The 25,774-nt window shown below is 69.9% G+C and carries 22 protein-coding genes and 1 pseudogene; 12 read left to right on the forward strand and 11 right to left on the reverse strand.

Annotation, left to right across the window (positions count from 1 at the left end; translation table 11 throughout):
- The 3 genes and pseudogenes from DY245_RS24020 to DY245_RS24030 all read left to right on the forward strand — a co-directional run.
- A pseudogene (locus tag DY245_RS24020) lies at positions 1-185 on the forward strand (glycosyltransferase family 2 protein); the annotation flags it as partial.
- Entirely contained in the window at positions 182-985 is an 804-nt protein-coding gene (locus tag DY245_RS24025; RefSeq protein ID WP_128509308.1) for a polysaccharide deacetylase family protein, read from the forward strand. The pseudogene DY245_RS24020 and the gene DY245_RS24025, both read left to right, overlap by 4 nt.
- Positions 986-1,030: 45 nt before the next feature.
- Complete coding sequence (locus DY245_RS24030; protein ID WP_128509309.1) at positions 1,031-4,402, forward strand: lipopolysaccharide biosynthesis protein; 3,372 nt, start codon at positions 1,031-1,033, stop codon at positions 4,400-4,402.
- Between the two features lie 70 nt (positions 4,403-4,472).
- Here DY245_RS24030 and DY245_RS24035 read toward each other — a convergent pair whose 3' ends face one another.
- A complete protein-coding gene (locus tag DY245_RS24035) occupies positions 4,473-5,825 on the reverse strand; it encodes a glycoside hydrolase family protein (protein WP_128509310.1) in 1,353 nt (450 codons plus the stop codon).
- A gap of 126 nt (positions 5,826-5,951) precedes the next feature.
- Between DY245_RS24035 and DY245_RS24040 the strand changes: the two genes are divergently transcribed.
- On the forward strand, positions 5,952-7,064 hold the full coding sequence (locus DY245_RS24040) for a DUF5925 domain-containing protein (RefSeq protein WP_128509311.1): 1,113 nt from the start codon (positions 5,952-5,954) through the stop codon (positions 7,062-7,064).
- A 43-nt stretch (positions 7,065-7,107) separates the two neighbouring features.
- Here DY245_RS24040 and DY245_RS24045 read toward each other — a convergent pair whose 3' ends face one another.
- Together DY245_RS24045 and DY245_RS24050 are read right to left on the reverse strand one after the other, a co-directional pair.
- Positions 7,108-7,392: an acylphosphatase gene (locus tag DY245_RS24045; RefSeq protein ID WP_181923838.1), complete on the reverse strand. Its 285-nt coding sequence runs from the start codon at positions 7,390-7,392 to the stop codon at positions 7,108-7,110.
- A 62-nt stretch (positions 7,393-7,454) separates the two neighbouring features.
- Entirely contained in the window at positions 7,455-8,228 is a 774-nt protein-coding gene (locus DY245_RS24050) for a DUF72 domain-containing protein (protein WP_128509312.1), read from the reverse strand.
- Positions 8,229-8,374: 146 nt separating this feature from the next.
- Here DY245_RS24050 and DY245_RS24055 point away from each other — a divergent pair, with 146 nt between their 5' ends.
- Positions 8,375-9,193, forward strand: a complete 819-nt coding sequence (locus DY245_RS24055; RefSeq protein ID WP_128509313.1) for an alpha/beta fold hydrolase — start codon at positions 8,375-8,377, stop codon at positions 9,191-9,193.
- Entirely contained in the window at positions 9,190-10,479 is a 1,290-nt protein-coding gene (locus DY245_RS24060) for a cytochrome P450 (protein WP_128509314.1), read from the forward strand. The genes DY245_RS24055 and DY245_RS24060 overlap by 4 nt, the downstream gene beginning before the upstream one ends.
- Before the next feature lie 7 nt (positions 10,480-10,486).
- On the opposite strand, the gene DY245_RS24065 is transcribed toward DY245_RS24060, so the two are convergent.
- On the reverse strand, positions 10,487-11,446 hold the full coding sequence (locus tag DY245_RS24065; protein WP_128509315.1) for an AraC family transcriptional regulator: 960 nt from the start codon (positions 11,444-11,446) through the stop codon (positions 10,487-10,489).
- Between the two features lie 73 nt (positions 11,447-11,519).
- Between DY245_RS24065 and DY245_RS24070 the strand changes: the two genes are divergently transcribed.
- From DY245_RS24070 to DY245_RS24095, 6 genes are all read left to right on the forward strand, one after another.
- Positions 11,520-12,356: an NmrA family NAD(P)-binding protein gene (locus DY245_RS24070; RefSeq protein ID WP_128509316.1), complete on the forward strand. Its 837-nt coding sequence runs from the start codon at positions 11,520-11,522 to the stop codon at positions 12,354-12,356.
- Between the two features lie 63 nt (positions 12,357-12,419).
- Positions 12,420-13,427 (forward strand): 3-oxoacyl-ACP synthase III family protein, encoded by a 1,008-nt coding sequence (locus DY245_RS24075; protein ID WP_128509317.1) that lies wholly within the window; start codon positions 12,420-12,422, stop codon positions 13,425-13,427.
- A gap of 49 nt (positions 13,428-13,476) precedes the next feature.
- Positions 13,477-14,145 carry a hypothetical protein gene (locus tag DY245_RS24080; protein WP_244943222.1) on the forward strand — a complete coding sequence of 223 codons (669 nt, stop codon included), beginning with the start codon at positions 13,477-13,479 and terminating at the stop codon, positions 14,143-14,145.
- Between the two features lie 60 nt (positions 14,146-14,205).
- Complete coding sequence (locus DY245_RS24085) at positions 14,206-15,984, forward strand: thiamine pyrophosphate-binding protein (protein WP_128509318.1); 1,779 nt, start codon at positions 14,206-14,208, stop codon at positions 15,982-15,984.
- Between the two features lie 111 nt (positions 15,985-16,095).
- Positions 16,096-17,595, forward strand: coding sequence for an FAD-binding oxidoreductase (locus tag DY245_RS24090; protein WP_128509319.1), 1,500 nt, complete (start codon positions 16,096-16,098; stop codon positions 17,593-17,595).
- A 51-nt stretch (positions 17,596-17,646) separates the two neighbouring features.
- Positions 17,647-18,762 (forward strand): pyridoxal phosphate-dependent aminotransferase, encoded by a 1,116-nt coding sequence (locus tag DY245_RS24095; RefSeq protein WP_128509320.1) that lies wholly within the window; start codon positions 17,647-17,649, stop codon positions 18,760-18,762.
- Positions 18,763-18,831: 69 nt separating this feature from the next.
- Here the strand turns inward: DY245_RS24095 and DY245_RS24100 are convergent, their stop codons facing one another.
- The 7 genes from DY245_RS24100 to ddaH form a co-directional block, all read right to left on the reverse strand.
- Positions 18,832-19,920 (reverse strand): pentapeptide repeat-containing protein, encoded by a 1,089-nt coding sequence (locus DY245_RS24100; RefSeq protein WP_181923840.1) that lies wholly within the window; start codon positions 19,918-19,920, stop codon positions 18,832-18,834.
- On the reverse strand, positions 19,917-20,456 hold the full coding sequence (locus tag DY245_RS44620; RefSeq protein WP_181923841.1) for a dCTP deaminase domain-containing protein: 540 nt from the start codon (positions 20,454-20,456) through the stop codon (positions 19,917-19,919). The genes DY245_RS24100 and DY245_RS44620 overlap by 4 nt, the downstream gene beginning before the upstream one ends.
- A 16-nt stretch (positions 20,457-20,472) precedes the next feature.
- Complete coding sequence (locus DY245_RS24105) at positions 20,473-21,579, reverse strand: PEP-utilizing enzyme (protein ID WP_128509322.1); 1,107 nt, start codon at positions 21,577-21,579, stop codon at positions 20,473-20,475.
- Position 21,580: 1 nt separating this feature from the next.
- Positions 21,581-22,534 (reverse strand): radical SAM protein, encoded by a 954-nt coding sequence (locus DY245_RS24110; RefSeq protein WP_181923842.1) that lies wholly within the window; start codon positions 22,532-22,534, stop codon positions 21,581-21,583.
- Between the two features lie 75 nt (positions 22,535-22,609).
- Positions 22,610-23,302: a PEP/pyruvate-binding domain-containing protein gene (locus DY245_RS24115; RefSeq protein ID WP_181923843.1), complete on the reverse strand. Its 693-nt coding sequence runs from the start codon at positions 23,300-23,302 to the stop codon at positions 22,610-22,612.
- A 297-nt stretch (positions 23,303-23,599) separates the two neighbouring features.
- The gene (locus DY245_RS24120) at positions 23,600-24,562 is read right to left on the reverse strand and encodes a pirin family protein (RefSeq protein WP_128509325.1); all 963 of its coding nucleotides are present in this window, start codon (positions 24,560-24,562) and stop codon (positions 23,600-23,602) included.
- Between the two features lie 384 nt (positions 24,563-24,946).
- Entirely contained in the window at positions 24,947-25,723 is a 777-nt protein-coding gene (gene ddaH, locus DY245_RS24125; RefSeq protein WP_128509326.1) for a dimethylargininase, read from the reverse strand.
- Positions 25,724-25,774: the final 51 nt, after the last annotated feature.

The raw sequence follows: 25,774 nt of genomic DNA on the forward strand, positions 1-25,774 counted from the left end.
GGCGGCCCGGCGGGGCCGGCCGGGCGGGCGCGATCGTGGCCGGGGTGGCGGCCGCGGCAAGCGGCTACGTACGCGGCGCGGCACGGGCGCGCGGGAAGCCGACGCCCTTCTGGAACACGGGAGTCGGAGGTGGCGAGGACGGTGGGACGGTGGCGGCCGCGGTGCACAAGGAGGCGGCGGTATGAGCGAGCGCCCGCGGGTGGTGCCGATACTGATGTACCACGCGGTGACCGTGGCCCCGACGCCCGCCGCACGGGAGCTGTCCGTGCCGCCCGAGGCGTTCGCCGAGCAGCTGGCGGTGCTGGCCGACGGCGGCTTCACCCCGCTGACCACCGCCGCGCTGGCGGCGGCCTGGCGCGGTGGCGGCCCGCTGCCGGACAGGCCGGTGCTGATCACCTTCGACGACGGCTACGAGGGCGTGTACCGGCATGCGCTGCCCGCGCTCACCCGGTACGGCTTCCCGGCCACCCTGTTCGTCGCGACGGGGTGGCTGCGCGGCCCGTACGACACCGGCGGCGCACCGGACACCATGCTCGACTGGGACCAGGTGCGGAAGCTGGCCGCGGCCGGTGTGGAGATCGGCGGGCACAGCCACAGCCATCCGCAGCTGGACGGCCTCGGTGACGAGCGGCTGCGCCAGGAGGTACTGCGCTGCAAGGAGATCCTCGCCGAGGAGGTCGGGACGCCGCCGGAGTCCTTCGCGTACCCCTTCGGCCACTCCAGCCGGCGGGTGCGGCATACGGTGCGCGGTCTGGGCTTCCGGCAGGCGCTCGCGGTGGGCAATGCGCTCGCGGCCCGTCGCCAGGGGCCGTATGCGCTGGCGCGGCTGACGGTGCGACGCCGTACGGATACCGAGGAGTTCGCACGGATCGTCGAGGGCCGCGGCCTCGTCCGCGCCTTCGCCCGGGACCGGGTGCTCACCAAGGGGTACGCCGTGGTCCGCAGGTCACGGCAGGCGGTCCGGCTGTGTACGCCGGGCGGCTGAGAGCGCCGCGGCACACCCGCGGCGGAGGAAGGGGCAGCAGAGCCGGTGTCTGACACGTCCATCAAGGCCGAGGAGCGCGCAAACCCGGAGCCGGGCGGAGGCGGCGGCCGGCGGCTGCGCCTCCCGGGGCGGGGCGGCAGTCCGCTGTTCCGCAACGCCTATGCGCTGATGCTCAACACCGGCGTCTCCGGGCTGCTCGGTCTGGGGTTCTGGCTGATCGCGGCCCGTTACTACACTGAGTCCGCGGTCGGTCAGGGCTCGGCGGCGATCGCCGCGATGAAGCTGCTGGCGGGTCTGACGGCGGTGACCCTCACCGGTGCGCTGGCCCGCTTCATCCCTGTCGCCGGGCGCAGCACCGGCCGGCTGGTGCTGCGGACGTACGCGGGCAGTTCGGTGGTGGTGGCGATCGCCGCCGTCGTCTTTCTGCTCACCCTCGATCTGTGGGGCCCCTCCTACCGCTTTCTGCACGGCCCGCTCAACGGGCTCGGCTTCCTCCTGGCGGTCGTCGCCTGGTCGTTGCTCACCCTCCAGGACGGGGTGCTGACCGGGCTGCGCAGTGCGCTGTGGGTGCCGGTCGGCAATCTCGCCTTCTCCGCGGTGAAGCTGGGGCTGCTGGTGGTGTTCGCCGCCGCGATCCCCACCGCCGGGGTCTTTGTGTCCTGGGTCGCGGCGATCGCGGTATCGGTGCTTCCGCTGGGCTGGCTGGTGTTCCGGCGGCTGGTGCCCCGGCATGTGCGGGCAACGGACCGGACCGCCCGGCCGCCGTCCCTCAAGGAGATGGGCCGCTTCCTGGCCGGCGACTACACCGGTTCGCTGTTCTCGCTGGCTGTCGTCTACCTCGTCCCCGTACTCGTGGCCTCGCAGGTCAGCGCGGCGGACAACGCGTACTTCTACATCACCACCACCATCGGCGGCACGGTCAATCTGCTCGCCCTCAACATGGGCGCCTCGCTGACCGTCGAGGGGGCGCACGATCCGGCGCAGCTGGCCCACAACACCCGGGCCGCGCTGCGGCGGATGGCCCGCATCATGCTCCCGGTCTGCGTCGTGCTGTTCGCCTTCGCGCCGTATCTCCTGAGGAGCTTCGGACCCGGGTACGCGGAGGCGGCCGCGCCGCTGCTGCGCTGGTTCGCGGTGGGGGCCGCGCTGCGGGTCGTGATGGAGGTCCACTTCGCGGTGCTGCGCGCCCAGAGCCGTACGTCCGGACTGGCCTGTCTGCAGGGCCTGTTGTGCGCGCTGGTACTCGGACTGACGCTGGTGCTGCTGCCCCGGATGGGACTGACCGGGGCCGGGGTCGCGGAGATCTCCAGCCTGGCGGTGATCGTCGCGATCGCGAGCGTACGGCTGCACCGGGTGCTGCGCGCGGAGGATCCCGTACCGGCCCCGCGCCGCGAGCCCTCCGTACGTCTCGTACGCCTCGCGCGCCTGCGGAGCCGCCCCGATCTGGCCGTGTGGGCGCTGCTGGCCGCCGCGCTCGCGCTGTTCTGGCTGCCGCTGCGCGCCATGGGCGACGCCGATCTGGACCGGATGGACGGGCTCGGGCTGATCTCGGTGCTGCCCGCGGCGACGCTGGCCGGGGTCGTGCTGCTGGTGGCGGCGTTCGGCGGGGCGCTGTGGCTGTCCCGGCCGCGGCGGGCGCTGCTGGCCGCCGTGCTGCTGCTGACGGTGGTGGCGCTGCATGCGCTGCCGGCCGTACTGGAGGCCGAGCCGCGCTTCCCGACGGCCTGGCAGCATCTGGGATTCCTGGACTACATCGGGCGAACGGGCTCCGCGGTGCCGGACCTGGACGCCCGCTGGAGCTGGCCCGGCTTCTTCGCCGGGGTGCAGTTCCTCGCCGGGGCGTGCGGGGTCACCGACCTCACCGAGGTGCTGCGCTGGTGGCCGCTGACCGTTCAACTCCTCTATCTGGCACCGCTGTTCCTCCTTCTGAAGGCGGTACGGGCGAGCTGGCGGGCCACGTGGTGCGCGGCCTGGCTGTTCGCGCTGTGCGGCTGGGTCGGTCAGGACTACTTCTCCCCGCAGGGCTTCACCTACCTCTTCTATCTCGCGTTCGTGGCGATCTTGCTGGTGTGGTTCCGCGAACCGCGGCCGCTGGCCGGCAAACGGCTGCCGGGCGAGACGGAGGTACGGGCGGCCGGCCGCGGTCAGCTGGTGGTGCTGCTCGGCGTGCTGATCGCGCTGTTCGCGGCCTCGGTGGCGGGCCATCAGCTCACCCCGTTCGTGATGCTCGGCGTGCTGACCGTATTGGTGCTCGCCCGCCGCTCGTCCCTCTACGGTCTGCCGCTGCTGCTCGGTGTGCTGGTGGTGGCCTGGGTGGGGTTCCTGGCCGAGCCGTACTGGTCGGGCCATTTCGACGAGCTGTTCGGCGGGCTCGGCGGCATCGGCGGCAATGTCTCGTCCTCCGTGACGGACCGGATCGGCGGCGGCGACCCCACCCACAAGCTGGTGCTGTACACCCGGGTGGCCATGGCGGGCGGGGTGCTGACGCTGGCCTGCTGGGGAGTGCTGCGGCGGCGGGCGGCGGGGTTCACCGAACGCTCGCTCGTGGTGCTGACCTTCGTCCCGTTCCTGGCGTTCGGGATGCAGTCCTACGGCGGCGAAATGGCGCTGCGGGTCTTTCTGTTCGCGCTGCCCGGCGCCTGTGTGCTGGCGGCGCTGGGGCTGTTCCCGCGCGGTACGGGTACCCGGCGCGGGCTCGGGCCGCTCGCCGCGCTGCTGACCGGGCTGGTCCTGGCCGTCGGCTTTCTCGTCGCCCGCTGGGGCAACGAACCGTTCGAGCGGATCAGACCGGGCGAGGTCGCGGCGATGGACTATGTCTACGCCCATGACCGGCCGACGGTCCGGCTGCTGTGGCTGAGCAGCGACCCGGTCAACAGCGTCACCCCGGCGATGCCCTGGGGTGCCAAGGACATGGAGCGGGTGCAGTACGAACCGACCCTGGCGCCCCGCGATCCGGCCCGGGTCGGCCCGCTCCTCACGGCTCTGCGGAGCGCCGGGCCGCAGTCGTATCTCATCGTCAACCACGGCCAGTCGGAGTCGCTCCGGCTGGACTCCGGCTACCGGAAGGGCTGGGAGCAGCGGCTGCGCACCGCCCTGGACCGGCGTCCGGAGCTGCTGCGGGTGCTGTCCAACGAGCATGCGGCGGTCTACGAACTGAAGCGGCGGCCGGCGGGCGAGGTACGAGCCCCGCGGCCCGGCCCGGTGGGCCCGAAGGTGACCTGGACACCGTGGTCGGTGCTCGGTGCGCTAGCAGTGCTCGCACTGATGCTGGTGCTGACCACCCGCGAGGTGGTACGTGTCGCGTTCGAGCCCAGCGTGCGCCAACTGCACTGGATCCAGGGGCTGTTCTGGTTCGCCATACCGCTGCTGCTGGTGTTTCTGGCGTCACTGGTACAGCGGTTCATGACGATTTCGTGAGACGGCCGGGCGCGGGGCGGTGCGCGCGCGGACGGCAGACACCGCATACGGACGCGCGGGAGGCGCGTGCTCAGGAACGCGCGATCCAGCGCACTTCATACCCCTCCAGCGTGACGTCCTTCCCGTCCACCGCCACCGTGCCGCGCCGGTCCGAGGTGTTGACGAGCAGCGCCGTCCGGTCGTCGGCCAGCCCCCGGATCTTCGTACGGCCGCTGTCGAGGTCGCGCGGCCGGCTTCCCGGCGGGAAGGCCCGGGAGAACCGCGACAGCAGGTCCATCATCGGCAACTTCCGCCCGCCGTCGTCCCGTTCGGTACTGGTCCACAGGCACCCCGGGCAGTCCTCGTCCTCGGTCTCCGGGTTCCAGTAGAAGCCGCTGGTGGCGCCGCCGGCCGCCATCTCGATCAGCGCGGTGGCCTGCGCGGCGGTGCGTTTGCGCTCGCTCCAGCCGGACCGGCCGCCGTCGCTCTCGTCCGCGACCTCGACGTACCACTCCGCCCACCACAGCGGCAGCCCGCTCTCCTTGCGCAGCCAGCGCCCCACATCGGCGAACTTCCGGGCGGCGGTGAACGGTCCCGGGGCGTACCGGTCGTCCTTGCTGTAGCTGGAGCCGTCGACCACCACGAAATCCGCGCCCGCCTTGTGCCGGTTCCAGTAGCCGAAGGCGTCGAGGGTGCGCTGGTCGATGCTGCCCCACGGCCCCTTGAGGGCGGAGGCATAGGTGTCATCACCCGGCACATAACTGTCCATCACCAGATAGGGCCCGCCCACCTGATTGCCGCCGTTGACCTTCTTCAACTCCCGGTAAACCAGGTTGTACAACTTTGTGTACCCCTCATAATTCCAGCGCCCCTTGCCATCGTCGAAGAACCCCTTGAATTCATTCCAGACGACGAAGTGGCGGACGTCCGGATAGCGCCGGGCGATCTTTCCGGCGAGCGCCGCGAAGTCCGCGTAATGCGCCGGGTCGGGGGCCTTTTCCAGGGTGCTCCAGTCGGTACGGCCGGCCACGCCGCCCTTCATCCAGTCCGGCGCACAGCACAGGGTGAGTACGGGCGTGCCGCCGGTGTGCCGGATCAGTGCGACACGGCGGTCCAGATCGGCGAAGTCATAGCGCCCCGGGCTCGGTTCGGGGTTGTCCGCGCCCCAGCCCATGATGTGCTGGTTCTGTGGCATCGGGTGGGCGGCCAGCAGTTGGGCGGCCCGGGCGGTGGACGGGTCGGTGCCGTGGTCCGCGCTGAATTGCGTATGGGTGAATCCCCACCCCACGGCAGGCTTGGCGGCGGGCGACGGCAAGGGCCCCTTCGCATCCCGGTCCTCGTCCCCTTCTGGAAGGGAACACATGACCAGCAGTATCGCCATCAGCGCCACCCCGGCAGCGATCACGAAACCCGTACTCTGACGTTCCCCACCATGACGTCGCACAAAGGGAGATTAGCGGGCCAACTGACCGGTACACCCGGTTTTCCGGTGAACGATACGTTTCCGGTACTCGGAAAACGCCGGGATAATCCGTGTACGTGACGGGGCGCGGTGGCAGATCATGGCCGTATGAGTGCCGATCACGTCCAGCCGTCCGCCACCGAGGAGTCCCTTCCGCTCCGTCTGACCATGGACGACAGCGATTCGCCCTCCGATGTCGTCGACGCGCTCTTCCTGGGGCGGTTCGCCAAGGGCGAGCAGCCGTACGCCCGCAGCCGGTCCGTCGACCGGGTGAAGTCCGGGCTGACACTGCTGCCGCCGGGCACCCGGATCCTGCGCTCGGCGAAGGACGAGGACCGCAGCGCCACGCTCGCCGAGGGCGACGGGTTCACCCTGCTGATCTCCCGCTGGAACCGCGGCGCGGACGTCACGGTCACCGCCGTCACCGACGAACTCGCCGAGAAGGTGCTGGCGCAGGCCACGGACGGTGCGCAGGACGAACCGGAGCCACAGCCGGAGAACGTGCCGATGGGCTTCTGGTACTTCTCGCCGCGCCGCGGACCGCACCGTACGACCCGGCAGATCTCGGCCGGGACCTGGGAGGAGATCCGCCCCAACTACACCGCGCCGGTGGCCGATGCGATGGACCGCCTGATGAAGGTGGCACCCGAGGAGATCGCCGGCCGGCTACTGTTGCTGCACGGCCCGCCCGGTACCGGCAAGACCTCCGCGCTGCGCACACTGGCCCGCTCCTGGCGCGACTGGTGCCAGGTGGACTGCGTACTCGACCCGGAGCGCCTGTTCAACGACGTCGGCTACCTCATGGACATCGCCATCGGCGAGGACGACAGCAGCGGCAAGTCCCGCTGGCGGCTGCTGCTCCTGGAGGACTGCGACGAACTGATCCGCGGCGAGGCCAAGCACGCCGCAGGCCAGGCCCTGTCACGGCTGCTCAACCTGACCGACGGCCTGCTGGGCCAGGGCCGCAACGTCCTGGTCGGCGTGACCACCAACGAGGACCTGGAGCGGATGCACCCGGCAGTGGTCCGCCCCGGCCGCTGCCTGGCCCGTATCGAGGTCGGCCCGCTGAACCGCACCGAAGCGGTCAACTGGCTCGGCACGGACCAGGGCATCGGCCGCGACGGCGCCTCACTGGCCGAACTGTACGCACTCCGCCGCGGCACACGGCCGGCATCGGTACCGGCACAGGATGCGGGGGCGGATGCGGGGCTGTATCTCTGAGCCGTATCGCTCGATCCCCCTCGGCCGAGCGCCTGTCCCTGCATCAAAACCCGCCAGGCGTCTCCCGGACCTCGAAGCTGCTCAGGCCCTCCGGCTCCTCCTCCTGTACGGACACCGAGTTGACGGTCGCCATGGGTGGGCCCTCGCGAGCCCAGTCCACCAGTTTCTGCACGCTTGCGGGATCGCCCTCGAAGACGGCCTCGACCGTGCCGTCCGGGAGGTTCCGTACCCAGCCGGCCACTCCGTGCTCGCCCGCCCTGCGCCGGCAGGTGTCACGGAAGAACACGCCGTGCACCTGTCCGGAGACCACCACCCGTCTGCGGATCATCCGTGCCTCACCTCGTTCGTTCGCCCAGGCGGTACGAGCGCAGATATATCCCTGCGCCGCGGTCAGCGGGCGGAGCCACGCCCGGGCGGTGTGCGGGTCACGGAGCGGCCCGTGGCCGCGACGGCGCGGGCGAAGCCGGTGGCGTCGCGGACGGCGGCTGCTTCCAGGTCGTTGTTGAAGTAGGTGTAGACGTCGGCGTGGTCCGGCCAGGTGTCGGCGATCCGCCGTGCCCAGGTGGTGAGTGCCTGTCTGCCGTAGCGGGGCCAGGGTTCCGCGCGGCCCTCGTGGAAGCGCAGATACCCCCAGTCGGCGGTCCGCCAGAGGGGCGTCACGGGCCGGGATCCGCGGTCCGCCCAGCACAGCGCGGCGCCCCGCCGCTCCAGCACCGTACGGATCTCGGCGGTCCACCAGGAGTCGTGGCGGGGCTCGACGGCCACGCGCGTGCCGGCGGGGAAGCAGCCGAGGCAGGCGTCCAGCAGCCCGGTGTCCGCGTGCAGTGTGGGCGGCAGCTGGAGCAGTACGGGCCCGAGCCGGGGGCCGAGGCCGGCGGCGTGCGACATCAGCCGGGCGACCGGCTCCTCCGGGTCGCGCAGCCGCTTGATGTGCGTCAGATAGCGGCTGGCCTTGACGGCCATCACGAACCCGTCGGGGGTCCGGTCCCGCCAGTCCGTGAAGGTCCTCTCCTCGGGCAGCCGGTAGAAGGCGGCGTTGCTCTCGACGGTGGCGAAGTGCCGCGCGTACTCCTCCAGCCACAGCCGCTGCGGCCGTCCCTGCGGGTAAAGGACGTCGCGCCAGTCCTTGTACTGCCAGCCGGAGGTTCCGACGAGGACGGTCATGTCCGGATCCCTGCCCGTTCGGGGGCAAGGCGTATCAGCGTATCGCCTGGTCGTGACGCCCTTGCGGGGTGCGGATGTTACGGCCAGTGTGGTGGGGGATGTGGCCGTTGGCCGTCGGCGGGTTCTCTGACACATTTGGAGTGAGCGTGGCTTCCTTCGCACTGCCCCATGCCCTGCACGGCGGGGGATCGCACAAGGTCATCGCCGTGCACGGGTGGTTCGCCGACCGGTCCGCCTTCGACACGATCGTGCCGGATCTGGACCAGGACGCGTTCCAGTACGCGCTGGTCGATCTCCGTGGCTATGGCGAGGCGAAGGGTGCGGGCGGCGCGTACACCACGGGCGAGGGGGCGGCCGATGTGCTGGCGCTCGCCGACCGGCTGGGCTGGGACCGGTTCTCGGTGATCGGCCATTCGATGGGCGGCAGCGTCGTCCAGCGTGTGCTGGCCGCGGCGCCACACCGGGTGCGCAGGCTGGTCGGCATCTCTCCGGTTCCCGCCTCCGGGCTGCCCCTGCCGCCGCCGCAGTGGGAGCTGTTCTCCTCCGCGGCACACACCCCGGAGAACCGGCGGGCCATCATCGACCTCACCACCGGCGGGCAGCGTCCGGCCGCTTGGCTGGACCGGATGGTGCGGCGGTCACTGGAGCGCAGCGATCCGACGGCGTTCCGGGCCTGGCTGGACTCCTGGGCCGGGGAGGGCTTCGCAGCCGAGGTCGAGGGTTCGGCGGTGCCGGCGCTGGCGGTGACCGGGGCGCTGGATCCCGCGCTGAACGCCGAGCTGACGCGTCGGACATGGATGCGGTGGTACGCCAACGGCGCGCTGGTCGAGCTGCCGTCGGCGGGGCACTACGCCATGGACGAGACACCGCTGGAGCTGATCCGGGCCGTGGAGGATTTTCTGCGTGCCGGCAGTGACAGCGATGGCGATGGCAACAGTGACGGTGACGGGGCGGACGCCGGATGACCGTGTACGCAGCCCGTGCCGCGGACCCGGACGTGCCGGACGTCTTCGACCCGCGCGGCTACGCGGACGGGCTGCCGCACGCGGCGTACCGGCTGCTGCGCGAGCGGCATCCGGTGGCCTGGCAGGAGGAGCACGAGGTGCTCGGCTGGCCCGCCGGTCCCGGCTTCTGGGCGGTCACGCGGCACGAGGACCTCGTCCGGGTCCTGAAGGACGCGCGCACCTTCTCCTCCCATCTGGGCGCCACCCAGATCCGGGATCCCGACCCTGCTGATCTGCCGTTCATCCGCCGCATGATGCTCAACCAGGATCCCCCGGACCACGGCCGGCTGCGCCGATCGGTCAGTCGTGCCTTCACCCCTGGCCGGGTCGACCGTTTCCGGGCCGCCGTACGCGAGCGGGCCCGTGGTCTGCTGGCGGCGGCGGTCGATGCGGCGCGCACGCGGGACGGGGTGTGCGACATCGTCACCGAGGTCACGGACGACTTCGCGCTGCTCAACCTCGCCGACCTGCTCGGGGTGCCGGCCGCTGAGCGCGGGCTGCTCCTGGACTGGACCCGGCGCGTCATCGGCTACCAGGACCCGGACGAAGCGGGCCCGCCCGCGTGCGGCCCGGACGGACGTCCCGCCGACCCGCGCTCCCCGTCGATGCTGGGCGATATGTTCGCCTTCGCGCGGGAGCTGGCCGCTTTCAAACGACGGCACCCGGGCGACGACGTCATGACCGTACTCGCCTCGGACGACGAACTGGCCACGCCCGAGCTGGAGATGTCCTTCTTCCTCCTGACGATCGCGGGCAACGACACCGTGCGCAGCGCGGCCCCCGGGGGCCTGCTGGCGCTGGCCCGGCACCCGGACGCGTACCGCGCGCTGCGCACCGGGGCGGTGGGGACGGCGACATGTACGGAGGAGCTGCTGCGCTGGCATCCGCCGGTGCTCAGTTTCCGCCGGACCGCGGCGTGCGACACCGAATTGGCCGGCCGTCCGATCCGTGCCGGCGACAAAGTGGTGGGTTTCCACGGCTCGGCGAATTACGACGAGCGGGTCTTCGCCGAGCCGCATCAACTGGATCCGGGCCGTACGCCAAATCCCCATGTCTCTTTCGGCGACGGCCCGCACCTCTGCCTGGGCGCGCACTTCGCCCGGTTGCAGTTGCGGGTGCTGTACGAGGAGACGCGCACTCTGCTGCCCGCCCTGGCGGTCGCCGGTCCGCCGCGGCGGCTGGTATCGAACTTCATCCACGGTCTGAAGTCGCTCCCGCTGCGGCTGGTGGCCGATCCACCCCCGTAACCCCAGGTCAGCGCACCCGTCCGCCGTCCCGGTAATCGTTGGGACTGATTCCTCTGACCCGTTTGAAGGTGGTGCTGAGGGAAAAGGCATCGGCGTAACCGACGGTGCGGGCGATACCGTCCAGTGTCTGGTCCGACGCCGTCAGGAGTTCGGCCGCGAGCGAGATCCGCCAATGCGCCAGATAGTTCATCGGGGGCTGCCCGACGAGTGCATGGAAGCGTCGGGCAAATCCTGACCGGGACAGTCCGACGGTGTCGGCCAGCTTGCTGACGGTCCAGGGGCGGGCCGGGTCCTTGTGCAGCAGTTGCAGTGCATGGCCGATTTCGGGGTCGGCGAGGGCCTTGTGCCAGCGGGGCACGTCGGTGTCCATCCGGGCGGACCAGGTGCGTAACGAGACCATGAACAGCAGGTCCAGCAGCCGGTCCAGCACCACGGGCTGGACGGGTTCGGGCCGGTCGACCTCCGCGGCGACGAGTTCGAGGACCGCGTCGGCGCCGCTCGCGCCGGACAGGATCAGGGCCGGAGGCAACGACTCCAGAAGCCAGGGCGAAACATCTCCGGCGAATTGGTAAGCGCCTCGGATGATGGCCGTTTCGCCGTCGTGCTGCTGCCCGTAGGTGTGTCCCGCGGAGACGCGCCAGCGGTCTCCCGCCCTGTCGGGCGGTTCGCCGGCCAGCGCGCACCGGTCCGGGCCGTAGACGACGATGCGCACGGGGGTGGCGGGGTCATCGGCCAGGGTGTGCGGTTCCGGGCCCCGGACCACCGCGATATCCCCGGCGTGCATCTTCCGCGGCGGATCGCCGTCCCGGAGCAGCCAGGCGCTGCCCCGTACGACCGCTTGTATGGACACCGGTGCCGCATCCGCGTAACAGACGCACCACGGTGGTTGAACGATCGACCGTGCGACGGCGGCACCACGCGCCCTGGAATGCCGGAGTAAGTCCGCGAGCACATCCACGAGGGTCACCGTAGACGAACAGACATGCCTCGTGGACTCTCAGCCATGCCTTCACCGCACACTGTCCGGTTGGCTCTCGTGCATGACTCAAACCGTGACCGTCCTCGGGGGGACTGGCAAGACCGGGCGACGCGTGGTCAGCAAGCTCCGTGCCGCCGGACACCAGGCCCGGCCCGTATCGCGATCCACCGAGGTGCCTTTCGACTGGCAGGACGACTCCACCTGGCACAGCGCCCTGACGGGTGCCAAGGCCCTGTATCTGGTGCCTCCGGCGCTTCCGAGCCAGCAGGTGGCACTGGTGCCCGGCTTTGTGCGGCGCGCCGTGGAACAGGGGGTGCAGCGGCTGGTGCTGCTCTCCGCGCGGGGCATCGACCGCGCCGACCATCCGGACGCTCTCACCTGTGAACGCGCGGTGCGCGACTCCAAAGCGGCGTGGACCGTGGTGCGTCCGGCGTGGTTCGCGCAGAACTTCAGCGAGGAGTTCTTCCAGCCGCAGGTGGTGAACGGCGTGATCGCGGCGCCGGCCGGCGACGGGAAGGTCCCGTTCGTGGACGCGGAGGACATCGCCGACGTCGCCGTCGCCGCCCTGACCGACGGCCGGCATGCCGGGCAGATCTACGAGCTCAGCGGGCCGGAGGCACTGTCGTTCGGGGATGCCGCCGCGCTGATCGGTGAGGCGCTGAACCGTCCGGTGCGCTTCCTCGACATCCCGCAGGAGGACTTCGTTCGCGGCGCCACCTCGGCCGGGCTGCCGGCCGAGCACGCGGGGCTGCTCGCCGGCCTGTTCGAGGTGATCCGGAACGGCTGGGACGCGCAGCTCAGCGAGGGGGTGCAGCAGGCTCTCGGACGGCAGCCCGCCGACTTCAAGACCTACGCCAACCGGTCGGCCGCCGAGGGCAAGTGGGGGGAGCCGAAGTAATTCCGGCGCGGCAAGGCCGGGGGGAGCCTTCAGAGCACACTTTCTTGACCTGGGGGGGTTGAGATGCCGCTGTCTGCGCGGATCGTCGATGTGGTCAGCTTTATGCCCGACCGAGTGGTCTCCAATGCCGAGCACTCGGACGGTGCGGACGAATGGGCGGAGCACGCCTTCTTCCGAGGCGTTGCGGAGCGCCGATTCGCCTCGCCCGAGCACACATCGGCGGATCTCGGCGTGCTCGCCGTACAAAAACTGCTCGACCGGACCGGTCTGCGCGCCGGCGAGCTCGATCTCATCATCTACAGCTGCCAGTTCAACGACACCTATTGGCCTGGCATCGGGTCGGCTGTCCAGGGCAGGATCGGCGCGGACGACGCGACGATCCTGCAGATCGACACGAGTTGCTGTTCGTGGCTGTCGGGGCTGCGCACGGCAGCGGCCTTCATCGAATCCGGCCGGCACCGGAACATCGTGGTGCTCACGGTGACCAATTTCGTTTCCCGGCTGCCGGAATTCCAGCGTTCGACGCGCTCGCGGGTACTCGGTGACGGCGCCACGGCGACCCTGCTGACGCCTGGCGCCCCGTCCATACTGTCGGCCCATGAGCGCTCGCACGGCTCGAACTACGGGCTGTTGCGCTTCGAACCCGACTTCGTGGACGGCACGTTCAAGAAGTACTGGGAGCGGGGCTGCGGGCCCATCACCGTCAACTTCACCCGGGAACGGCTGGAGTTGCTGCGCGAGAACGCGCTGACGCTGGTTCCCGAGGCCGTCGCCCAGGCACTGAAAAAGGCCGGCGTCACCGCCGAGGATGTGTCGCTGCTCATCACCCACCAGCCCAACGACGAGTATCTCGCGGAATGGCGCAGACGGTGCGGAATCGATGTGCCGCGCGCCCACGACACCCTCAGCAAGTACGGCAATCTCTTCCACGGATCGATCCCGGTGACCCTCGCGGACGCCTTGGACGAAGGGCTGGTGCGGCAAGGCGATCTGCTCGCCTTCGGCACGTTCTCCAACGGGGGCGACCTGGTGAGTGCGATGACGGTGCGGTGGAACGGCCGACGCGGATAGCCAACGGCCACCCTTCTGTGCACACCCGAACCGACGGGAGAGCGATCTCATGACATCCCACGACGATCCGACGGAGGGCTCGGACCTCCCCGCGCTGGATCTGGTGCGCTGCGAGAACACCAGCAGCAGCGACATCGAGAAACTGATGCGCGACATGACGAAGGAGACCTACCCGCACGACGAAATATTCGGCGGGTACTGCTCGCTCGCCGAATACATCGAGGTGCCGTACGACGTCGTCTTTGAATACTGCGCGAACGTGCACTCGCTGGAGGAGTGGACCTTCAGCATCCGCGATCTCTCCTACGTCGGCGGCGGAATGTACCGCGGGCGGGAAGCGATCCAGCCGAACACCGAGATATTCGTGCGCGCGGATCCGCTCAAGGGCCCCGAGCACGGCGTCATCAACTACCCGTGCGCCTGGGACCAGGGCCACGAACTGTGGATGCGCTACTACTTCACCGTCATCGACGCCACCCGCACCCTCAACCGGCCCGGGACGGTCGTGCTGTGGACCAACTGCAAGCACCCGTACTACGACCGCTCCGTCACGGATGTCCCTGACTACATCCGGGCGGGCCGCGCCAGGACCGACCGCTACTGGGTGGGTGACATCTGGCCGAACTTCGACGCGATCCACAAGATCGAGACAAAGAACCTCAAGACCATCCTTGAGAGCCGCTTCGGCTCCGGGGCACGGACCGCGCCCAAAAGCTGAGCGAGCAAACTGACGCACACGTTCGCCGTCGGAATGCGGCGGACAAACGGGGGATTACAGATGCGCGTTTCCGATGCGCTCGTCACACTCTTACGCGACTGGAACACGCGCTACGTGTTCGGGGTCAGCGGAGCAAACATTGAGCACCTGCACGACGCCGTCCACCGGCTCGGGCAGGGAAAACTTCAATCGGTGATGGCCCGCCGCGAAGACGGTGCGGCTTTCATGGCCGACGCCCGGGCGAGGGTGCACCGCACGCTGGGGGTCTGCTGCTCGACCTCGGGCGGGGGCATGATGAACCTCGCCGTCGGCCTCGCCGAGTCCTACGCCGAGTCCGTGCCCGTACTCGCCCTGATCGGCCAGCCGCCCACCGCCTTGGAAGGCCGCGGCGCGTTTCAGGACGCCTCGGGCATCGGCCGGACGGTGGACGCGGAAGCGATGCTGGGCGCCCTCACCAAGAAGGTCATCAAGCTGGGCGCGCCGGACACGTTCTGGCGCGATGTGCTGGACGCCGCCCGTACGGCACTCAGCGGGCGGCCCGGTCCCGTGGCGCTCCTGGTGCCCCGCGACGTGTTCGAGGTGGAGGTCGGGGATCGCCCCGACGACTACCCCGAGACCTTGGCGGACGTGACGGAGCGCCCGGTGTTCGACCACCACGCGGCGCGCCTGCTCTTCGACGAGATATCCCGGGCGAAGCGGCCGGTCTTCGTGCTGGGGCACGGTGTGCGCCGGAGCAGCAACCCGTCGGCGGTGGGCCGGTTCGCGCAGCTCACCGGTGTTCGTGTGGCGACCACCATGTCCGCGCGAGCCGAGTTCCCCAATGACGACCCGCGCTACCTCGGCGTGCTCGGCGTCGCCGGCCACACCTCCGTGGTGGACGCCGTTCTCGACGCCGACCTGGTCGTCGCCATAGGCGCCGGGCTGAACATGATGACCCGCGGCCCTGTCACGGAGTTGAACGGCGCCGCGGTGGCGGTGGTCAACCTCGACCCCGGGGAAGTCGTGCGGGCCGTCAACCCGCGGCTCGTGGTCCGGGGCGACGCCGGTCTCACCTTCGAGCACCTGCTGCGGCTGTGGGAGGTGGAGCCCTTCCAGGTGCCGCCGCCGGCCGCGTACGAGCTCCGCCGGTTCCTGCCCCGGCTCGCGCCCTCGGTACCGTCCCGCCCGCCGGGGCACGGCTTCGTGGGGGACGACCTGCGGCAGAGCGAGGCGCTCGCCCTCCTGGAGTCGTACCTTCCCCGGAACGGGCATGTGGTGCTCGACGCCGGCAACTGCGCGTCGGCGGCGATCCATCTGTCCGACGTGCCGGCCGGCGCAACGTCGACCATCGCGCTCGGTATGGGAGGCATGGGCTACAGCTTGGCTGCCGCCGTCGGTGCCCAGCTGGGCTCGCCGCCCGGAACCCGTACCACCGTGCTGTGCGGTGACGGCGCCTTCCTGATGAACGGGCTCGAACTGCACACGGCCGTCGACCTGCGCCTGCCGGTGCTGTTCGTGATCTTCAACAACAATATGCACGGCATGTGTGTCACCCGGCAGCAGACGTTCTTCGACGCGCGGATCGAGTGTGTGCACTATGCGCCGGTGAACGTCGGCCAATTGGCCCGTGGTCTGGGTACGGCCGAGAGTCTGTGGGTCGCCAGCGCGGGCACGGCCGACGAGTTGCGCGCCCACCTCGCCGACTACCACGAGCGCCACCCGGACCTCCCCGGAGTGCTTGAACTGCGCATTCCGGCCGAGGAGATGCCGCCGTTCACCACGCTCCTGCCTTCGGACGAGCCTACCGTGCCCGTGCCGAGGGCATCCGAGGCCCTCACCTGCGCCGCCCTTTCTTCGTAGGGCACGCCCCGCTCCGCAGGGCACACCACCTCTTGGGGCACCCACCCCACACCCACACGACAACCACGACCGGCACCCTCCCCTGCGCGGGTGCCGGTCAGGGAGGTACCCATGCAACAGGATTCGAGTGGCCTCGGTTGCCCGATCACCGTGGAACCGAAGGACCGCCGGTTCGACGATCTGGTCACCGGCGCCAACCAGCGGTGGACCAGCTCACCGGACTATGTCCAGCTCGTCTCGTCCACGCACCAGGTGGTCGAAGCGGTCGAGGAGGCCCTCCGCACCAAGGCACGGATCGCCGTTCGCAGCGGTGGGCACTGCTACGAAGGGCTGGTCGACGGCCGCGTCATCATCGACATATCGCCGATGAAGCAGGTGTATTACGACGCCCGCCGCAGGGCGTTCGCGGTGGAGGCCGGTGCCACGCTCGGCGATGTCTACAACGCGCTGTACAAGGGGTGGGGCGTGACGCTGCCCGGCGGGTCGTGCCCGAGCGTCGGCATCGGCGGGCATGCGCTGGGCGGTGGATACGGTCTGCTGTCGCGGCAGCACGGTCTCGTGATCGACCACCTCTACGCGATCGAGGTGGTCGTCGTCGACGCACACCGGCGGGTGCGTACCGTCATCGCCACCCGTGAGGCCAACGATCCCCACCGGGACCTGTTCTGGGCACACGCCGGGGGCGGGGGCGGAAACTTCGGGTGCGTGGTCCGCTACTGGTTCCGGTCGCCGGGCGCGACCGGTCACGACCCGGCAGACCTCCTGCCGCAGCCCCCGAGCAGGGTGCAGGTCAGCACCGTCACCTGGTCGTGGTCGGACCTGCCGGCGGCGGCGTTCAGCAGGCTCGTACGGAACTTCGGCGCCTGGCACGAGGCGAACAGCGCCGTCGACACGGACAACGCGGATCTGTTCAGCCAGCTGGAGCCGGCTCCGCTGGCGGCCGGCACGGTCACCATGCACACCCAGGTCGACGCGACATCGCCGGATGCCACCGCGCGCCTGGACCAGTTCGTCGAGGCCGTGGGCGCGGGTGTCGACGTCGCCCACCGCGAGGAGCGGCAGGAACTGGGCTGGCTGCACTCCACCCAGTGGAACGGGTTCAACGGTCCGGAGACCCCGACGCTGCGGTTCAAAGCCAAGGTGGCACAGCTACGCAAGAGCTGGACCGAGGACCAGATCTCGGCGATGTACCACCACCTGACGCAGGTCAACTACCAAAACCCCGGCGCCCGGCTCATGTTCATCTCCTTCGGCGGCCGGATCAACGCCGTTGCGCCGAACGCCACGGCATATCCGCACCGCGACTCGATCATGCTGGCGCACCTGGTCAGCATGTGGACCGAGGCAAGCCAGGACGAACAGCATCTCTCGTGGGTTCGAGGCTTCTACCACGACCTGTTCGCCGCAACCGGTGGTGTGCCGGTGATCAACGACCGGACCGACGGCAGCTACATCAACTACCCGGACCTCGACCTCATCGACAACCCCGCGAAGGTTCCGTGGCACGAGCTGTATTTCAAGGACAACTACCCCAGGCTCCAGCGGGTCAAGGCGCGCTGGAACCCGCTCGGCATCTTCGGCCACGAACTCTCCATCGCCCTCCCGGACTGAGACCCCCGAGGCCTCGGTCCGGCAACGGGCGTCATCGACGGGGGATCAGACATGACGTTCCACATCAGGCCCGCGCTCACGCAACTGTCCCGCTACCGCGCCGGAGGCGTGGCGGTGCTCCGCCGCACACCGGAGAGCGCCACGGGCCCGCTCATCCAACTCGCCCAGAACGAAGGCAGCTACGGTCCGCTCCCCTTGGCGCAACAGGCCGTCGAGGCGGCCATAGCGGCGGGGAACCGCTACCCCGAAGGGGACTACGCGACGCTCCGCAGAGCCGTGGCCGCCCATCACGGCATCCCTGAAGAGCGCATATTCGTCGCGGGCGGCACCACCGCCGTCATGCACCATCTGTCCCTGTGTCTGCTGGAACCCGGTGACGAGGTGGTGTTCGGACGCCCGAGCTTCCTCGCCTATCACCTCGAAACGCTCAAGAGGGGAGCCACTCCCGTAGGGGTGCCCCTCACCCCGGGCGGCGCCTTCGACACCGAAGCGCTGCTGCGTGCGATCACACCCCGCACGAAGATCGTCTACCTGGCCAACCCGAACAACCCCTCAGGAGGAATGCTCACCCGCGACGAGATCTCCGCCTTCCTCGACGCACTGCCCTCGCATGTCGTCCCCGTCCTGGACGAGGCGTACTTCGAGTACGTCGACCACCCGGATTACCCGGACGGCATTGCGGAGTACGCGGCACCGCACGCGCACCGCCTGGTGGTCCTGCGCACCTTCTCCAAGATCTACGGGCTCGCCGGCTTACGTGTCGGGTACGCCGTCATGCCCCCCGGCCTCGTCCAAGCGGCCATGTCCGCGCAGGTTCCGTTCGAGGTCAACACGCTCGGACTGGTGGCCGCCCAGGCCTCACTCGCCGCACCCGCCCATGAGATCGCCCACCGACGCCACGAAACGATCACCCACCGCACACTCCTCGCCGACGCCCTGACCGCCCTCGGCGTGCCCTCCCTGCCCTCGGTCGGCAACTTCCTCCAGGCACGCGTGGGCAACGCCGACGCCATCGCGGCCGAACTGGAACTCCAAGGAATCCTCGTACGCCCACTGACCACCTGGGGCGCACCCGACAGCATCCGCATCACCGTGGGCACCCGCGAGGAGATCGACCGTTTCGTGACGGCCCTGGCGCATACGTCCATCGGGTCAGGGGGCGGCTGACCAAGGCGCCGGCGCGACCCGGCTGCGGTATCCGTCGGGCACCGCAGCCGAGGGAGTGCGGAACCCCCCTCACTCGCTGAGCAGTCGCAGGAAGACCGACGAGAACAACAGCGCCAACAGACAGGCGGACAGGGCGAAATACACCAGTGCCAGCGGAATCATGGCACCGTACGGCGTGAACTGGTTCAGCTCCGGACTGATCAGTGCCAGGGCGGAGTACTGGGCGAGCCGCCCGATATCGCTTCCGTCCTTGCCCAGGTCGTCGCTCCTTTGGACCACCGTCCGCCGGGAGGCGCCGGTGTCCGCCCCGGCGGAGGCCTGGACGGCGATACCGGGGCCCTGGTAGATGACACCGCTCCCGGTCGAGGAGCCGGTGATCAGCCACGCCATCAGCAGGAAGGCGGCGAAGAGCGTGGCGAGATTGCGCACGATCCGTAGTGGCCGGACGCCGTATCCACTCAGCCACTCGGTGGCGTAGGAGAAAACGGTGCGGACGACGGTACGGGCGATCTGGTCGCGGTACTGGCCACCGGTCAGAGGGCTGTATTTGTAGAACGAGCGCGTGAGGTAGTACCGCTCGTAGAACTGACAGTGCAGCGCCGCCTGGCCATTGTGGTTCTCCCGGTACAGCCGCTTGAGACGGTTGTAGATCTGAGAGCGCTGCAGGGCGGCTTCCTGCGCGTCGAGGTCGTCGAAGGTGAAGCTGAACCGGCCGACTTGGTAGCTGCGCCGGCACAGCTCGGCGGTGTCGGGTATCACCTGGCCGAAGGGGATCTCCCGCACGTTCTGGGGGTCGTCCGCCGAGAAGGAGACCGAGCGGCGGCGCGACTCCAGCTCGAATCCGAGCAGACTGGCATAGGTGACGTTGGCTGAATCGTTGAGAAGCCAGCCGTAGGTGTACGCACCGCGGAAGTCGGCGCGGGTGAGGTTCGCCCCGTCCAGTTCCACGGCGTACAGCACGGACCGCAGGAACTTGCACCGGTAGAGGTCGGCCCCCGAGAAGTTCGCCATGCTCAGGTCGCTGTCCGAGAAATCGCAGTCCTTGCAGACAGCTCCCGAGAAGTCCGCGCCGACCAGACACCGGTTGGAGAAGTCCACCCCGATGAATGTCTGGCCCGCGAACGAGCGCGGCTCCCAGCGCCCTTGGAACGACGTCACGACTGCCTGCCTCCGCCCACCCGGTGCCGCCTGAGCATCGGGAATCTGCTGGTGTAGTCCTTGGTGTTGGGTGCGGTACGGGGAAACGCGATCCGGTACACGTTGAGGAAGCAGTACACCTCCTCGGAGTCGAGTCCGCGGGTGGGCCGGCGGACCGTGATCTCGAAGACGATCGGTGCCGGTTTCACGTTTCCGAAACCCGGTACGACGAAGTTGGACGACTGGAGCGTCTCCAGGCCGAGCCGCGCGTACCGCGACCGGGTGTGCAGCGAGGCCGCCAGGCCCAGCCCCAGCGACAGGCGTTCGCGCGTCACACCGAGGTAGAACGACTCCGGGCTCAGCCGGGCGTCCGGCAGGGCGATCCGTTCCACGGCCGTTCCGTGCGGCGCCCGCAGGTCGACGTCTCCGACCACCTCGTACAGCTCGTGGAGGTGCAGAGCCACCCTGTGCTCGTCCAGGAAGTGCCCGGCGGGATGGATCTCCAGGCTTCCCGCCGCCATGAGCTCGTCGATCTCGCGCTTGTTGCACAGATGCACACGTCCCCCTCGTTCGTCATGCGACGACCCGGACCGTCCCCGAGTCCGCCTCCACCACCACCTGCCGTCCGCTCTGGATCACCTCCGTGGCGTTGACGGTGCCCACCACGCACGGAATGCCCATCTCCCGGCACACCACGGAACAGTGGCTCAGCAGCCCTCCCCGGTCGGCGACGAGCGCGGAGGCCCGGGCGATCAACGGGATCATGTCGGGCGTGGGCTCCACACATACGAGGACCTCCCCATCGGCCAGGTCCAGCGCGTCGGCCTCGCGGTGGATCAGCACACGGGCGACGCCCTGCGCGCTCCCCCGGCTCGCCGTCAGACCGTGCACCTCGTCGCGCAGCGTCCCCTGCTGCGACCGGATCAGCTCCAGGTAGGAGGATTCGAGTCGCCGGCCGAGCGCGATGTTGAAGTCGATGAACCGGAGGTCCCCGCCCGGGTCCACGACGGCTTCGTAGTAGCCCTGCAGATGGCCGTCCGCGGTGAAGCCGCAGTCCAGGCGCCGCCCCAGCGCGGTCTGCGCGTCCTTGCCCGCCCGTGTGAACTCCAGCACCGACCGGGCGATCTGCTCGTACCGGGGCTGATGGGGCTCGACGTGCCAGTCGGTGAAGTCGTATACGTACGTGCTCGGAGACGCGGCGGTGTGGTCCCCCTGGGTGAGCTGGCGGAGGCTGCCGCGCACGACCTCGCCGATCACCCCGTCGGACGTCACCACAAAGATCGTGGCCCAGGCGTTCGGCATATGGGGGGAGAACTCGATGTCGTACTGGTCGAGGTCGCCGGCCTTGGACTCCAGCCAGCTGGTCAGCTCCGTGACGGGCAGATTGCGGTTCCTCAGCACGCTTTCGTCGCTGCGGTGAAAGGCCCGTACGGCGTAGGCGCCCTCGGCCGAGGCCCGGAAGCTCTCGAACGACCGTGCCCGGGCGGCGAGTTCGCCACCGCTGAAGTGGGTGGTCGCCAGGATGGGCAGGCCCATCAGTTCGTGCAGGAGGCCGAGTCTCGCCGCGCGTGTGGAGTCCTCGGCGAGGATGGCGTCGCGGCGCTCCGGCCGGACGTGGGCCAGCCAGTCCGCCAGGGCGGAATGGCGGCGGAAATATTCCTGCGGGGTGGGTCGTGCCATGTCAGTCCTTCTCCTTCTCACCACGAGCGGCACCGAGGTTCTCTTTGTCGAAGATGCAGGCGACGTGCCGCTCGGCGGCCTCCGCCTCGGCGCAGAGTTCGCCGTTGATCGCCGCCATCGCGGGGCAGTGCCGGCCGGCACCGGAGCCCTGGTGCCGCGGCAGCGCGAACGAAGGATTGGGTACCAGGGCCGTCCCGTCCCACCGGTGGCTGTGGCCGTCGTGACTGCCGAGGAACATGGAGCACTGGAACACCCTCCCGTCCGGGAAGAGCATCAGCTCCGACCCGTTCTCCACCGCGCAGTCCAGCGGCCTGCTGTCGCGGGCGAACGCCCTCTCATACCTCAAGGGGATCGCGAGCCCCATCTCCCGTACCTGCGCGCGCAGGGCGAGCCAGTCCCGTACCGGCATCGGCAGATCGCGGCCGGCGAAGCCGCGGTTCGAGACGTAGTGGACGTTGACGTGATCCAGGCCGAGCTGTGCGAGCAGCCGCAACGTGCCCAAGGCATCGGCCCTGTTGTGACGGCCGACCGAAAGGATGCCGGAGACCGTGTGCCCGTGAGCGCGCGCGGTTTCGACACTCCGTACGGCCTGAGCGAAGGAGCCTCGCTGCCGGACGCCGTCATGCGCGCCCGGTGCGGAACCGTCGAAACTGACGGCGACGTGAAAGGGGCTGCCGCCAGGACGGGAGCTGACGAGCCTGCGTAGCGGAGCGCCACCGTTGGACACCACACGCACCCGGTAGTCCAGCTGCTGCGCAAGGGTGATGGCCGTGCCGAGGTGCGGATAGAGCGTGGGTTCCCCGCCGAGATAGGCGACCTCTCTGGAGCCCCAGCGCGCCCTGGCTGTCTTCAGGAACCCCTCCAAGAGGCCCCAGTCAAGATCGACCGGGGAATCGAGGAGGTCGCCGATGAAGCAGTGACGGCACCGCATGTTGCAGCGAAAGGTGGTGTACACGTCGACGGAGGGGACATGCATTCTTCACCCGTTGCCTTCTCTCGGGCCCTTGGCGGGCAGGGAAAGCCGGACGGCTCAGACGGTGATGGGCCGGCTCTGCACGATCCACATCCGGCCGTCGGCGCTGGCCCACTCGATGTCCTGCGGCCCGCCGAGCAAGGCTTCGCACTCGCCTCCCAGCCTCACAAGGTCCTGCAGGTCCCCGGCGGACAGCGACACCGTGTCCCTCGACGCCGGATCCACCGGAAGAACAGCGATGTCCTCACCGACCAGCCCCACCATGCGTTCCTTGCCGGCCACGACCTGCTCCAGGACGCGCCCCGAAACGTCCACGGTGAACCGGTCCGGCGTGCTTCCCCCGGCCACCACCGTGTGGCAGAACCCCCATGACGACTCCACCAGGAACTGCCGCTTCCCGGTGACCGGATGGGCGGTGAACATGACGCCGGACGAGACCGGCACGATCATCTCCTGGACGACAGCGGCCATCCGCGTGTCCTCGCGATACCCCAGCGCCGAGCGGTAGGCCGCCGCCGAGGGCGACGCGGCCGAGGCCCGTACCTGCCTCAGCGCCGCGCGTACGCACTCGACATCGGCCTTCACGGGCATCACGGAGGCGAACACCCCCGCGAAGGAGCGGGCCGCTCCGTCCTCACCGAGCGCCGACGAACGTACGACGACGTGCCCCGCCCCCAGTTCCGCCAAGGCGAGCCCGAGCTCCTCGGCCACCCCCTCGGACTCCACATCGTCGAGCGTCGGGACAGGCACACAGAACCCCCGTGGCACGCGCAGCCCTTCACCCAACAGCCTCGCGAGCGTGGCTGCCTTGGAGCCCACTTCGTCCGATGCACCAACACGGCCTAACGTGATGATCGCCACACTGCGCAGTGTAGGGGCTCATGGCACTCCGTCACCGCGAGTTGGCCAAGTCGACCGCCCCTACTCCCCTCCCCCACAGCCCCACAACCACCACACCCAACTCCGTCATCCCCAGCCCCGCCGAGCGCCGCGGCCCAGGCTCCTCGCGGACGGTGCACCAGCCGAGACAAGGACCTTGGGCTCGGCTCACCGCACCCGCCCGCGCGGCTTGAGGGGCCCCGGCGGCAGCTCGGGTGCGGGCAGTCGGTCGCCGTCGTAGCCGTGCACGTCGCCGAAGCGGGTGCCGGTCATCCAGTCCGTGCGGGCCTGTGCGATGTCCTCGTGGGAGCGGCCCACGAAGTTCCACCACATCACCAGCTGTTCCTCGAAGGGCTCGCCGCCGAGGAGCAGGAGGCTGCTGTCGGAGTCGGCGCGCAGGGGCAGTTCGTTGCGGCCGCAGCCCAGGTAGAGGAGTGCGCCGGGGGCCAGTCGGACGCCGTCGACCTCGCTCTCGCCGGAGATGGTCAGTGCGGCGTACTCGAAGTCGGGGTTGACCGGCAGGCGGGTGTCGGTGCCGGCGGCGAGGGTGAGGTCGGCGCCGGACAGCGGGGAGTAGGTGGTGCCGGGGGAGGTGGCGCCGTCCAGTTCGCCGAGGATGACGGTGGCGGAGAGCCCGCCGCCACCGGTGATCACGGGCAGGTCGGCGTGGTGCTCGAAGGCCGGGGCACTCTCACGGTGTTCGCCGGGCAGTGCCACCCACAGCTGGGCGCCGTGCAGCAGCGGGCCGTGGCCGTGCGGGGACTCCTCGGAGTGGGCGATGGCCCGGCCCGAGGTCATCAGGCCCAGCTCGCGGGGCCGTACGGTCTGCAGACTGCCGAGGCTGTCGCGGTGCAGCACCTCGCCCTCGTGCAGCCAGCTGACGGTCTGCAGGCCCATGTGCGGGTGCGGCGGCACCTGCATGCCGGGCTCGTCGACGATGTCGTCGGGGCCGTAGTGGTCGACGAAGCACCAGGCGCCGACCATGCGCCGGCCGAGGTTGGGCAGCAGTCTGCGGACGACGGTGCTCTCGCCGAGGGGTACCTGCTTGCCGGGCTGAACGTCGCGGACCGGGCCCGTACGGCTGTTGCCTCCGCACAGATTGGGTGCGGGTCTGAGATCGAGGTTGCTCATGGCGCCACGATAGGCGGGGTCGGGTCGAGGGCCCTGGCAAGCACACTAGGGCCTGTCCGATGGGTCAGGGTCGGAAAGGCCGCGGCGTCTGGTGCACTGCACTCGCTGCACTCGTTCCGTCTCGGCTCTTTGATTCATCCTTCGGATGCCGAGCTGCATCGCAAGGCGCCGGAGCGGCTCGATAGCGGAGCTATGGGGACGTTTCGGCAACGCCGCGTGGGGGCACCTCCCAGCGTTAGCTGGGGGAGTGCCGTGCCAGACGCCGCGGGCCCGGCCATGACCCATCGGACAGGCCCTAGGGGCCGCGGCGTGATGACCCGTCATGCATAGAGCTCGCGCAGCCGTACGGACAGGCAGGTCACNGGGCCGCGGCGTGATGACCCGTCATGCATAGAGCTCGCGCAGCCGTACGGACAGGCAGGTCACACAGCCCTCCAGCTTCTCGAACTCGCCGATGTCCACGACGACGGGCTGGTAGCCGAGGTCGGTGAAGAGCTCGGCGCTCCTGGGGGCGCCGGCGGCCATCAGCAGCTTGCCGCCGCCGAGCAGTACGACATGTGCGCCGGACTCCTCGGGGACGGGCCGGAAGCGCGGGAAGGCGGCCGGGTCGTCGACCAGGGGCGGGTAGCCGATGACGGTGCCGTCCGGGAGCGCGGTCACCGCGGACTTGAGATGCAGCACCCGGCTCACCGGTACGGCGACCACGCGGGCGCCCAAGGGCTCGAAGGCGGCGCGGAGTTGGCGCACACCGTCGGCGTTGGTGCGGCCGCCGCGGCCGACGTAGACGGTGTCGCCGACCTTGAGGACGTCGCCGCCGTCCAGCGTGCCGGGCGCCCGGACCTCGTTGACGGAGCAGCCGAGCGCCTCGGCCGCCGCGCGTGCGGCGGCCACCTCGGGTCTGCGGGGGCCGGCGCCGGGGCGGGCGAGCAGGGCGACATTGCGGAACATGACCATGGTGTCCTCGATGAACACCGCGTCGGGGCAGTCGTCGGCGGGGGCCACTTCGGTGGTCTGCCAGCCGTGGTCGCGCAGCGTCTGTACGTAGGACTCCCACTGGCGCAGCGCCCGCGCGGGGTCGACCGGGCGCCGGTCGATATGGGTGACCAGGCCTTCGGCGAGCCGGGGGCCGGGGCGGCGGACGAGCGCCTGCTTGCTGGGCATGCTGCTCCTTGGGCCGGGTGGAGTGGGTCCGTGCGTCGTGCCGGGGGGCTC

It is taken from the genome of Streptomyces inhibens (assembly GCF_003389455.1).
Classification (GTDB): Bacteria; Actinomycetota; Actinomycetes; order Streptomycetales; family Streptomycetaceae; genus Streptomyces; species Streptomyces inhibens.